Origin of the sequence: Hypnocyclicus thermotrophus, assembly GCF_004365575.1 — a bacterium.
GTDB classification, from domain to species: Bacteria; Fusobacteriota; Fusobacteriia; order Fusobacteriales; family Fusobacteriaceae; genus Hypnocyclicus; species Hypnocyclicus thermotrophus.
Genome location: NZ_SOBG01000004.1, coordinates 84247 through 96531, shown reverse-complemented (window position 1 = coordinate 96531; position 12285 = coordinate 84247). Strand labels below are relative to the sequence as shown.

The 12285-nt window shown below is 23.5% G+C and carries 11 protein-coding genes; all 11 read left to right on the top strand.

Annotated elements, in window-relative coordinates:
* Positions 1-9: 9 nt before the first annotated feature.
* The 11 genes from EV215_RS05195 to EV215_RS05145 all read left to right on the top strand — a co-directional run bounded on the left by EV215_RS05195 (position 10) and on the right by EV215_RS05145 (position 12283).
* Positions 10-873, top strand: coding sequence for an aldose 1-epimerase family protein (locus EV215_RS05195; RefSeq protein WP_208320346.1), 864 nt, complete (start codon positions 10-12; stop codon positions 871-873).
* 18 nt (positions 874-891) lie between these two features.
* The gene (gene dnaJ / locus EV215_RS05190) at positions 892-2058 is read left to right on the top strand and encodes a molecular chaperone DnaJ (RefSeq protein WP_134112943.1); all 1167 of its coding nucleotides are present in this window, start codon (positions 892-894) and stop codon (positions 2056-2058) included.
* Positions 2059-2193: 135 nt separating this feature from the next.
* Positions 2194-2508 (top strand): preprotein translocase subunit YajC, encoded by a 315-nt coding sequence (gene yajC, locus EV215_RS05185; RefSeq protein WP_134112942.1) that lies wholly within the window; start codon positions 2194-2196, stop codon positions 2506-2508.
* 49 nt (positions 2509-2557) lie between these two features.
* The gene (locus EV215_RS05180; RefSeq protein WP_134112941.1) at positions 2558-3580 is read left to right on the top strand and encodes an N-acetylmuramoyl-L-alanine amidase family protein; all 1023 of its coding nucleotides are present in this window, start codon (positions 2558-2560) and stop codon (positions 3578-3580) included.
* A 12-nt stretch (positions 3581-3592) separates the two neighbouring features.
* Entirely contained in the window at positions 3593-4138 is a 546-nt protein-coding gene (locus EV215_RS05175; protein ID WP_134112940.1) for a GerMN domain-containing protein, read from the top strand.
* 15 nt (positions 4139-4153) lie between these two features.
* Positions 4154-5503 carry a tetratricopeptide repeat protein gene (locus tag EV215_RS05170; protein WP_134112939.1) on the top strand — a complete coding sequence of 450 codons (1350 nt, stop codon included), beginning with the start codon at positions 4154-4156 and terminating at the stop codon, positions 5501-5503.
* Between the two features lie 73 nt (positions 5504-5576).
* Positions 5577-6155, top strand: a complete 579-nt coding sequence (yqeK, locus tag EV215_RS05165) for a bis(5'-nucleosyl)-tetraphosphatase (symmetrical) YqeK (protein WP_134112938.1) — start codon at positions 5577-5579, stop codon at positions 6153-6155.
* An 8-nt stretch (positions 6156-6163) separates the two neighbouring features.
* Positions 6164-8281: a ribonuclease R gene (gene rnr / locus EV215_RS05160; protein ID WP_134112937.1), complete on the top strand. Its 2118-nt coding sequence runs from the start codon at positions 6164-6166 to the stop codon at positions 8279-8281.
* A 112-nt stretch (positions 8282-8393) separates the two neighbouring features.
* A complete protein-coding gene (locus EV215_RS05155) occupies positions 8394-9488 on the top strand; it encodes a D-alanyl-D-alanine carboxypeptidase family protein (protein ID WP_134112936.1) in 1095 nt (364 codons plus the stop codon).
* Positions 9489-9569: 81 nt separating this feature from the next.
* A complete protein-coding gene (gene tsaD, locus EV215_RS05150) occupies positions 9570-10574 on the top strand; it encodes a tRNA (adenosine(37)-N6)-threonylcarbamoyltransferase complex transferase subunit TsaD (RefSeq protein ID WP_134112935.1) in 1005 nt (334 codons plus the stop codon).
* 11 nt (positions 10575-10585) lie between these two features.
* On the top strand, positions 10586-12283 hold the full coding sequence (locus EV215_RS05145; RefSeq protein ID WP_134112934.1) for a tetratricopeptide repeat protein: 1698 nt from the start codon (positions 10586-10588) through the stop codon (positions 12281-12283).
* Positions 12284-12285 lie beyond the last annotated feature (2 nt).

Genomic DNA, 12285 nt, shown 5'->3' with positions numbered 1-12285 from the left:
GATAAATTGATGAATAGTATAGAAAATAGTTTTTTAAAACTAGAAATAGCAAATAAAGGTGCTGAAATAAAAAAAATAATTAATAAAAAAAATAATCAAAATTATATTTGGAAAGGTGATAGTAATTATTGGGGGAAAACAGCACCAGTATTATTTCCTTTTATTGGCGGGCAAAAAAATGGAAAATTTATTGTGGAAGGGAAAGAATATTCACAATTAAAACACGGATTTGCTAGAGATAATGACTTTAAAATAATAGAAAAAAATGATACAAAAATAAAATATCTTTTTTCTTATTCAGAAGAGACATTAAAACAATATCCTTTTAAATTTAATTTTTATATTACATATACATTAGAAAAAAATAGAATAAAAACAGAATATTTAATAGAAAATATTGATGATAAAGAAATGTATTTTTCTATAGGCGCACATCCAGCATTTTCACTTTTTGTAAATGAAGAGATAAAATATGAAGATTATTATTTAGAATTTGAAAAAGAAGAAGAGATTAAATCATTTATAATAGACGGTGTTTTATTAAAAAAAGAAAAAATAGATTTAGGAAAAACTAAAATACTTGAATTAAAAAAAGATACATTTAAAAATGATGCATTTGTATTTGAAAATCTTAAGTCAAAAGAAATAACTCTAAAAAATAAAAAAGATAATCGAAAAGTAAAAGTAATATTTGATGAATTTCCATATTTAGCATTATGGAATGTAGTAAATGCAGAGTTTATATGTATAGAACCATGGTGTGGAATAAATGATTTTGTTGATTTTAACGGAGAATTAAAAGAAAAAATAGGAATTGAAAAATTAGACAAATCAGCAAAATTTAAAAGAAAGTTAATTTTTGAGATAGTATAATTTTGGAGGAGATGAAAAATGGCAAAAAAAGATTATTATGAAGTATTGGGAGTTTCCAAAACTGCTAGTGATGCCGAAATAAAAAAAGCATATAGAAAACTTGCTATGAAATATCATCCTGATAAGTTTACCAATGCTAATGAAAAAGAAAAAAAAGAAGCAGAAAAAAACTTTAAAGAAATAAATGATGCGTATCAAATACTTTCAGATAAAGAGAAAAGAGCAAAATATGACCAATTTGGACATGCTGCATTTGATGGAATGGGTGGAGCAGGTTCTGGATTTGGAGGATTTTCAGATTTTGGAGGATTTGAAGATTTAGGAGATATATTTAGTTCATTTTTTGGAGGAGGATTTGGAGGAGGCTCTAGCAGATCTAGAGTTAGACCTGGAAATGATCTTAGATATAATTTAGAATTAACATTAGAAGAAGTAGCATTTGGAGTAGAAAAAGAGATAACTTATAGAAGAACAGGAACATGTCATACATGTAATGGAACAGGAGCAAAACCAGGAACAAAAATAAAAACATGTACTAAATGTAATGGAACAGGAAAAATAAGAGAAAGACAACAAACAATGTTTGGTATTTTTGAAAATGTAGCAGAGTGTGATATGTGTCATGGTAAAGGTGAAATTCCAGAAGAAAAATGTCCAACATGTAATGGAACAGGAGTAGAAAGAGAAAAAGTAACTAAAAAAGTAAAAATACCAGCAGGAATAGAAGAAAATCAAAGATTAAGACTTAATGGAATGGGAGATGCTAGTACAACAGGTGGTCCTAATGGAGATCTTTATATTTATATATCTGTAAAACCACATGATATATTTGAAAGAATAGATGATAATGTAATATGTGAAGTACCTATTAGTTTTGCAACAGCTTCACTTGGAGGAGAAATAGAGGTACCTACACTAGAAGGAACGGTAAAAATAAAAATACCAGCAGGTACTCAAAATGGAAAAGTATTTAAATTAAAAGGAAAAGGTATAAATAATTCTAGAGGATTTGGCAGAGGAGATCAACTTGTAAAAATATTGGTAGAAGTACCAACAAATCTTACAAGAGAACAAAAAGAACTAATAGAAAAATTAGATGAAACATTTAAAAAAGATAGTAAACAGCATAAATTAGGGAAAAAATTCAAAGATGCAGTAGATAAATTTAAATCAATGTTTGAATAATTAACAAAAAATAAGTAGAGTTTAGTAAAAAATTCTACTTATTTTTTACTATCTAAAAACAAATTATATTTGAAAAAAAAAAGTTACTGTGATATACTTTTTTATAAGAAAAAATACATTAATTAGGAGGAAATTATGTTAGATCAATTTATATCTTATGCAGCAGATGCAACACCAAATACATCAGCAGGTATAATAAACTTAGTTATAATACTTGTTGTATGGGGAGGAATTTTTTATTTTTTATTAATAAGACCAAATAAAAAAAGAGAAAAACAACATAGAGAAATGCTGTCTAGTCTTAAAACAGGAGATGTTGTAATAACTACAGGAGGAATAAAAGGAGAAATAGTAGCGATTACAGATGAATTTATTGAACTTAGAGTAGATAAAGGGGTAAAAATAAGTTTTAAAAAATCTGTAATAGCAAATGTATATAAAAGTAAATAATTAAGCGACAATATTTTTATTGTCGCTTTTTAGATAAAGGGGTAAATTGATGAGCAAACTAAAAATTGGTATACTTTATTTTCTATGTTTTTTATCTATATTTGGAATTGATATACAAAACATAAGATTTAATAATTCACCTAAACAAATAGTGCTAGATATTAAAGGAGAAGTTACTCCTAAATATAATGTAAATTATGATGAAGTAACAAGACTTATTTTTTTAGAAGTTGAAAATAGTAAAATAATAGAAAATATAGATAGAAAAATAGAAAAAAACGATGATTATATAGAAAAAATAGAAGCAATAGATTTAAATGAATCAACAGCTTTTTTTATAACATTAAAAGAAGATGTGAAATATAAAGTAACTACCTGGCATAATCCAACAAGAATTGTTTTTAACTTGCAAAAAGATAGTGATAAACCGATAATTGTAATAGATCCAGGTCATGGTGGACGAGATCCGGGAGCTATAAATGGAAAATATAAAGAAAAAGATTTAGTGCTTAGTGTATCAAAATATTTAAAAGATATTTTAAAAAATGATTTTAAAATTATTATGACAAGATCAACTGATAAATTTATTAGTCTAAATGAAAGAAGTGCTATTGCAAATAGACATAATGCTAATTTATTGATTAGTATACATGCTAATGCAAGCCCTTCAAAAACAGCAAGAGGATTTGAAGTATTTTATTATTCAAAAAATCAATCTGAATATGCAAAACAACTCGCACAATTTGAAAATAGTGTAGAAGAAAAATTTGGTGGAAATATTACAGCAACGGATTTAATAGTAAATGATATATTGTATAGACAAAATCAGGAAAGATCTGCTTTTTTAGCAAATCAACTTATTGATTATTATCCAAAACAATTAAATATGATCAAAAGAGGAAGTCATGGTGCTAATTTAGCAGTTCTTAGAGGAACTAATGCTCCTTCGATACTTATAGAACTAGGGTTTATAACAAATAATAGTGAAGCGAGTAAAATGTTTAGAAGGGAAAATCAAAAAAAAATGGCACAGAGTATCGCAAAAATAGTAAAAGAATATTTTAAAAAATAGTGAGGAGAAAAATTGAAAAAGTATGTTGTATTAAATATATTAATAGGAATATTGTTGTTAATTTCAATATATTTTCATAAAAAATATGTTTTAGACTATGATTTTACTAAAACAAAAAAAATATATTCAAAAGAGGATAAAATAAAAAAAATAGAATATGAAAGTGTAGATATATATATTCCAGATATAACTTTTAGTAAATTAATTCCTATAAGAACAAAAATTGAAAAAACACAGAATATAACTAAAAAAATACGAATTATTTATAGAGAAATAGTTGATAGCACACAAAATTTACCACAAACTTTTCTAGATAAAAATATTGTTTTAAAAAATATTTTTATTGAAAAAGAAATTTTATATCTAAATTTTAATAAAAAAATAGTAGAAAATATAAAAAATGAAAAACAAGAACTTTTGATTATATATTCATTGGTAAATACTTTTACAAGTATTGAAGGTATTGAAAAAGTTAAGTTCTTAATAGAAAATGAAGAGAAAGAAAAGCTGAGATTTTATAATATAACAAATTATTTTGAAAAAGATTTAACTATTTAAAAAAAGGAGAAAAAAATGCTTTTTATAATAGGAATTTTATTTATATCAGTTGTAATATTTTTTGTGTACTTAACAATTTTTTATGGTAGACAGGTAATAATAGGCGATGCTGAAAATTTTTATAAAGCAGGCGATGTAGAAAAAGCAATAGAGAATTTAAAAAATTATAAGTCGACTAGACCAAATGATGTAAAAGCTAGGTTACTTCTTGCAAAAATATATTATGAACAAGGTAATACAGTAGAAAGTTTAAAAGAATATATAAGTGTATCATTAAATCAAAAGGCAACTCCAGAAGAAAAAGGGGATGCTTATGCAATGATAACTAAAATGTATTTAGATAAAAAAGATTATAATAAAGCAATCGAATATGTAATAAATGGTCTAAAAGTTAATAATAAAAACCCTTTATTATTTTGTTATTTAGGTAAAATATATAGTATTATGGGAAAAGAAGCTAAAGCTATTAGGGCATTTAACGAAGCTTTGATGCTAGATAGATCACATATTCTCACAAGGTTAGAGTTAGCAAAACTACATATTAAAACTAAAAATAAGTTTAAGGCTAGATTTCAATTAAAAAAAATCATCGAATTAGATCCATTTAATGATGAAGCGAAATATGAACTGGCAAAAATTCATTATGAAGAAGATGAATTAGAAGAAGCAGCTAAATTAATGGAACAATTAAAAGAAATAGAAGGAAGAGAAGAGTTATATTATACAGTTTTATTAAAATATTATATTGAAGAAAATAATATTGAAAGACAAGAAACTATAATAAAGAAAATGCTTGAACTTGAAGATATTTTTATGGCTGAAAAACCTTCACTTTTATATGATTTAGCTATGATTTACGAGAAAAAAGATAAATATGAAGAAGCGTTAGAGTATTTTAAATTAGTAAAAGAACATAATCCAAGATATAAAGATATAGAAAGTAGAATTCAAAATATAATAAAAATATTAAATCCAGAAGAATATGAAAAAATGATAGATGGAATAGATTATGGAATATTAGAGACAGATGATTTATTAGATTTATTCAAAAGTATAATAGAAAAATTAGGTTTAAAATTAGCTTATGAAATAGAAGAAAGTAAAGATAAAATAATGGCAATGGCAGTAGATCAATATAACCCTAAAGATAAATTTTTAGTACAAATAATGAATATTGATAGAGATATAACAGTAAGAGATTTACAATTATTTGTTGAACAATTTGAAATACATAAAGCTACAAATGGTATATTTATTACAACAAGAACATATAATGAACAAGCAGTAACTTATGCAGAAGCATTAGAAAATCTAGAAATATTAGATAAAATGCATTTATATGATTTAGTAGGAGAATTAGAATAATAAAAAACGGACCGAAGCTAAACTTAATATTAAGAATTTCGGTCTGTTAATATTTTTTGAATGAGGTGACATTATGATAGATTATAAAGAAAAAAATAATTTTATTAAAGAAAAAATAAAAGAATTTTCGACAGAAAAAAGATATAAACATATACTTTCTGTTACAAATATGGCAAAAAAATTAGCGATTCATTATAATGTAAACGTAGATAAGATAGAAACTGCAGCTCTTTTACATGATGTGTCAAAACATTTTACATTAAATGAGATGTTGAATTTTTTAGATAAAGAAGAAATAGAACAAGAATATTTATTAGGAGAATTATTACATGGATATGCAGGAGCTGTATTTTCTAGAAATTTTTTTAAAATAAATGATAAAGATATATTAAATGCAATAAAATACCATACTATTGGTAGAAAAGCTATGAGTATTTATGAAAAAATAATATATATAGCTGATGCAATTGAAGAAACAAGAAACTATGAAGGTGTAAAAAAATTAAGGAAATTAGCCTTTGAAGATATAAATTTAGCAATATTAAAAGAAGCTGATTTAAAAATAAAATTTTTAATAGATAAAAATGTAATAATTCATCCAAGTACACTTGAAATGAGAAATTATTATTTAAATAAAATATACGGAAGATAGGAGTAAAAATGATAGATAGAGAATTAGAAATACTAAGAGAATATTTAAAAATTAAAAAGAAATCAATTACAACAAATGAACTTTTTAGTATAGTAGGATGGTCTTCTAAGAAAAAGAAAAAAAATATAAGTATTATAAATAAATGGATTGAAAATGGAGAAATAATAAGATTAAAAAGTGGAAAGTATAATATACCTGAAAATGGTGGATATATAAAAGGAACTTTAGATGTGGTAAAAAATAGATTTGCTTTTGTTGATGGTGAAGAGTTTAGTGTTTTTATTCCAAAGTCAAAATTTAATGGTGCTTTTTCAGGGGACACAGTACTTGTAAAAATAACAAAAGAAAATAAAAAGGGAAAAAATAAAGAAGGTGAAGTAGAAAAAGTATTAAAAAGAGAAAATGATAAAATAATAGGAATTCTTCAAAGGAAACCTAATTTTGGATTTGTTGTACCATTTCAAAATTTTGGTAAAGATATATTTATCCCAAAAAATAAAATGAAAAATGCAAAAGATGGAGAATTAGTATTAGTTAAAATTACTTTTTGGGGAGATAATGAAAAAAAACCAGAAGGAAAAATAGTAGAAATATTAGGTGATCCATTTGATAGTGAGGTAATGATAGAGGCTCTTTTAAAAAGAGAAGGAATAGAAGAAAAATTTCCTTTAGAAGTAAAACAAGAAATTAATAAATTAATTTCTATTAATTATGAAAAAGATGAAAATAGAGTAGATTTAAGAGATTATAATATTATTACAATAGATGGTGCTGATGCAAAAGACCTTGATGATGCTGTATATGTAGAAAAAAAAGGAGAAAATTATCGACTTATAGTAAGTATAGCTGATGTTAGTTATTATGTAAAAGAAGGTTCAGCATTAGATGAAGAAGCATATAAAAGGGGAAATTCTATATATTTAGTAGATAGAGTAATACCTATGTTTCCAAAAGAGATTTCAAATGGACTATGCTCTTTAAATCCGTATGAAGATAAATTTACTTTTACTTGTGATATGATAATAGACAAAAAAGGTAAAGTGATAGACCATAAAGTATATAAATCAGTAATACGTAGTGTGGAAAGAATGACATATAGTGATGTAAATGAAATATATAAAGGAAATAAAGATTTAAGCAGTAAATATTCAAATATAAAAGATATGTTGTTTTTAATGTTGGAATTATCAAAGGTACTTAGACAAGTAAAAAAATCAAGAGGCTCTATTGACTTTGATTTACCTGAAATTAAAGTAGTATTAGATGAAAATAAAAAAGTAGATTATATAAAAACTAGAGAAAGAGGAGAAGCAGAAAAAGTAATAGAAGATTTTATGATTGCTGCAAATGAAACAGTCGCTGAAAAAATATTTTGGTTAGAAATACCTTCAATATATCGTACTCATGACAAACCAGATGAAGAAAGACTTATGAAACTTAATGAATCTCTTTCAAAATTTGGATACAATTTGCATAATTTAGATGAATTACATCCAGGGAAATTTCAAAAAATAATAGATGATTCAAAAGAAAAAGGTATAAATATGATAATTCATAAGCTTATACTTATGTCTTTAAAACAAGCAAGATATACAAAAGAAAATACAGGACATTTTGGACTTGCTTCAACATTTTATACACATTTTACTTCACCAATTAGAAGATATGCAGATTTAGTTGTACATAGGATATTAAATGATACACTTTCAAAATACCCTTCTAAAAAAAGAATAAAATACTTAGAGGATACTCTTGATGAAGTGGGGAAACATATATCTAAAACTGAAAGAACAGCAATGAGTATAGAAGAAGAAAGTATTAGAATAAAAGTAGTTGAATATATGAAAGATAAAATAGGAAATGAATATAATGCGATAATTACAGGAATGAATAAAAATGGTATATTTATGGAAACAGAAGAGTATATAGATTGTTTTTATAATGTTATTCAATCAAAATCATATCATGAATATAATGAAGAGAGTTTAACAATGATAGATACTGATAATAATATTACATATAAAATTGGGGATAAACTAAGAGTAGTGATAATAAGAGTAGATATGAAAGAACTTGAAATAGAAGTGATTCCGATAGAAATGCTAAATGAAAATAGTGAGAGTTGAGCTCACTATTTTTTTTAAAGCTTATTATCAAAAAATTGAAAAAACTAAAATTTGTAATAATAAAGAAAATATATTATAATAAGTTTTGAAAATATAATTTGGAGGTAATAAATTGAAAAAAATAATTTTTTATATTTTTTTGATATTAAATTTTATAGCAAATGCAGATTATGTATCTAAATTAACAATGGATACAAATGGAAATATTATTGATAGTAAAAATATTTATTTAAAACACCCAACAGCTTCTATTGCAAAGATTATGACATCTGTTATTGTAATTGATGAAATAAGAGCAGGAAATATAAAAATGGATGATAAAATAAAAATATCTTTAGATGCAGCCAAAATAGGTGGAAGTAGAATATCGCTTAATATAGGAGAAATAGTAACAGTAAAAGATTTATTGAAAGCAACGCTTATTCATTCAGCTAATAATGCGGCATATGCATTAGCAGAATACACTTATAAGGATGTAGATAAATTTGTTGAGAAAATGAATGAAAAAGCAAAAGAATTAGGATTAAAAGATACAAAGTATTATACACCTACAGGATTACCGAGTGATATGACAGGAAAAGGTATGGATATATCAACAGCTTATGATATATCAAAACTTTCACTTGAAATATTCAAGAATTATAAAGAAATAATGGATATTGTAAAATTAAAAACTGCTAAAATTAAAAATAATAGATATACAATTAAAACAAGAAATAATTTTTTAAAAAAAAATTTAGGAGTAATTGGATTAAAAACCGGCCATCATGATAGTGCAGGGTATAATATGAGTGTTATTGTAGATAGAAAAAATTTTGATATTATTATTGTACTTTTAGGTGCGCCAAATGAAAAAAATAGAGATGAAGAAATAGAAAAAGAGATAAACTATGTATATAATAATTATGAAATAAAAACTTTAGTAAAAAAAGATGATTTTATTATTCAAGCAAAAGTAATTGGTGGGAAAAAAAATACTATAAACTTGTATGCAGAAAAAGATTATTCGGCATTAATAAAAAAAGAATGGAAATTAGAAAAAACAGTTTATTTACCAGAAAATATTTATGCACCAATAGAAAAAAATAAAGAATTAGGAACTTATGTGATTAGATATAATAATAAAGAATTAGCAAGAATAAAATTAGTAAATAAAGAAAAAATGTTAAAAGGAAACTTAGTTGACGAAATTGTTAAAAAATTTTAGTTGATGAAATTGTTAAAAAATCAAAAAATCTTAAGAAATGAATTTGAAAATAAGTTTTTAAAATTAAAAAAAGGAGAAAAAATGTATATTTTAGGAATAGAAACATCATGTGATGAAACATCGATATCAGTACTAAAAGATGGAAAGGAAATTTTATCAAATATAATTTCGTCTCAAATTGATATTCATAAAGAATATGGTGGTGTAGTACCAGAAATAGCTTCAAGGCATCATATAAAAAATATTTCTTATATTTTAGACGAAGCATTAGAAAAAGCGAAAATAAAAATAAAAGATATAGACTATATAGCAGTAACATATGCACCAGGACTTATAGGAGCGTTACTTGTAGGAATTTCTTTTGCAAAAGGACTTTCCTATTCTCATAATATTCCAATTATACCAGTACATCATATAAAAGGACATATATATGCTAGTTTTTTAGAATATGATATAAGAGCTCCTTTTATATCTTTAGTTGTTTCAGGTGGTCATACAAATATTGTATATATTGATGAAAATCATAAATTTTATAATATTGGTTCAACTCTTGATGATGCAGTAGGAGAGAGTTATGATAAAGTAGCTAGAGTTTTAAATCTTGGATATCCAGGAGGGCCTATTATTGATAAAATGGCAAAATTAGGGAAAAATGTTATTTCAATACCAGAGCCAAAAGTAGAAGGATATGATTTTAGTTTTTCAGGTATAAAAACATCTGTTATAAATTATGTAAATAAAATGAATATGAAAAAAGAAGAGTTTTCAAAAGAAGATTTAGCTACTTCATTTCAAAAAAAAGTAGTTGATATATTATGTAAAAAAGTAATAGTTGCTGCAAAAGAAAAAAAAGTAAATCAAATTATTATAGCAGGAGGTGTAGCTGCAAATTCAGAGCTTAGAAGTGAATTAACAAATAGAGCTAAAAAAGAAAATATAAATGTGTTTTATCCAAGTTTAAAACTTTGTACAGATAATGCAGCGATGATAGCTGCTGCTGGATATTATAAGTTGAAATATCAAAATGATATATTTGCAGATTTAAATCTAAATGGTATAGCTAGTTTAAATATAGAAAAAGATTAGGTGATGATAAAATGAAGAAAATAATATTATATTTATTAATTTCAATAAATATATTTGCATCAGTCTCAAAATATGAAATAACTTCTTTTTTAGGTAAAAAAGTATATTTTCCTAAAAAAATATCAAAATATTTATCAGATTTATTAGAAGATAATAATACTGAATCTTATTATGAAATAGCAAAAGTTTATGCAGATATAGGCGAAAAAGAAGCTGCACTAAATTTTTTAAGGGAATATGAAAAAATATATCCTAATGAATATCTAAAAATTTCTAAAATATATCATGAGTTAGGAGATTATAATAAAGAAATAAAATATTTAGATAAGTATATTGAAAAAAAAGCTGAACAAAAAGAGATTTTGGAACTATACATGTATATTGTTGATTTGATTCAAAATAATAATTTAGCTATTGATATGACTAAATACAGTTTAAATAAATTTCAAAAATTAGAATTATATTCCTATGATTCACAAAAGTACTATGAATTTTTTCTTAACAATGAATGGAATACAGAGGAAAAACATAAATTGGTTGAAATTATAAAAAATAAGGATTTTGAAAATGATGAATATTTAAAAGCTATATTAATAAAAATTGCAACACCAAAAGAATTAAGTGAATTAGCTTATGCAAAAATAAAATCTTTAGAGAATAAAGAAGGATATTATGAATATTTTTTATATGAAGAAAAATTAGCTAAATTAACAGGATTTAGAAATGATTTAGAAAAATTATATTATTTAAAATACAAAAAATCAGAAGATTTTAATAAAGAATTTAAAAAATTAGAAAAGAGATATATAAGAGAAAGTGATATAGATAATCTTTATAAACTTTATTTTTTAAATAAAGATTTTAAGATAATGTATAATTTATCATTTAAAAATGAAGATATGTTTTATAAATTTTTTAAAGATAGACTTCAAAATGGTATATCTGATAAAGAGATTATAAATCTTATATCTTTTTATGAAAATAATAATGAATTTAAAGGTAAATATAAAAAAGAGATGATTAAATATAAATTAAATTATGTATTAAATGATGATGAAAAAATACAAATAATAGATGAATATATAAATAAAACTTTTGATAAAGAGCTTTTTTTAATGAAAATAGATATTTTAATAAAATCAGAAAAAAGTTATGAGGCTGAATTACTTTTAGCAGAAAAAATATTTAAAGGATTTGAAAATGAAGAATTTATTCAAAAGTATATAGAGATTTTAGAAAACTCAAATAGAATAGATGAATTGATGGCTAAATTAAAACTTTTATATAATAAAAAATATTATATTGAATATGCTATTAAATATGCTTATGATATAGACAAAACCTTTGAAAAAGATTTAATACAATATTATTTTGATAAAGGTGAATATGTAAAATTATTAATGTATAAAGAAAAGTTGAATTTCAAACAATTAGATTTTTTATTAAAAAATGGCTGGCAAGAGTATTTAGATATAGCATTAGAAAAATATGAATATCAAAAAGAGTGGATAATTCCAAATGAATTAAAATATTTTTATTTTAATAAAAATAATTTAGTTTTTGATGATTATTATAAAAATGAAATTGAGAAAAAAAACGAAAAAACAGATGTTGAAATGTATTACTTATATTTATATTATAAAAATAAAGGGAATATAGAAAAAGCTGAAAAATATTTTCAAATATTAAAAAGAAATTATTTGTTATAAAT

Coding starts and splice junctions, on each gene's coding strand:
- dnaJ (WP_134112943.1), top strand. CDS start 892: ATGGCAAAAAAAGATTATTATGAAGTATTGGGAGTTTCCAAAACTGCT.
- EV215_RS05145 (WP_134112934.1), top strand. CDS start 10,586: ATGAAGAAAATAATATTATATTTATTAATTTCAATAAATATATTTGCA.
- EV215_RS05180 (WP_134112941.1), top strand. CDS start 2,558: ATGAGCAAACTAAAAATTGGTATACTTTATTTTCTATGTTTTTTATCT.
- EV215_RS05195 (WP_208320346.1), top strand. CDS start 10: ATGAATAGTATAGAAAATAGTTTTTTAAAACTAGAAATAGCAAATAAA.
- rnr (WP_134112937.1), top strand. CDS start 6,164: ATGATAGATAGAGAATTAGAAATACTAAGAGAATATTTAAAAATTAAA.
- yajC (WP_134112942.1), top strand. CDS start 2,194: ATGTTAGATCAATTTATATCTTATGCAGCAGATGCAACACCAAATACA.
- yqeK (WP_134112938.1), top strand. CDS start 5,577: ATGATAGATTATAAAGAAAAAAATAATTTTATTAAAGAAAAAATAAAA.
- tsaD (WP_134112935.1), top strand. CDS start 9,570: ATGTATATTTTAGGAATAGAAACATCATGTGATGAAACATCGATATCA.
- EV215_RS05170 (WP_134112939.1), top strand. CDS start 4,154: ATGCTTTTTATAATAGGAATTTTATTTATATCAGTTGTAATATTTTTT.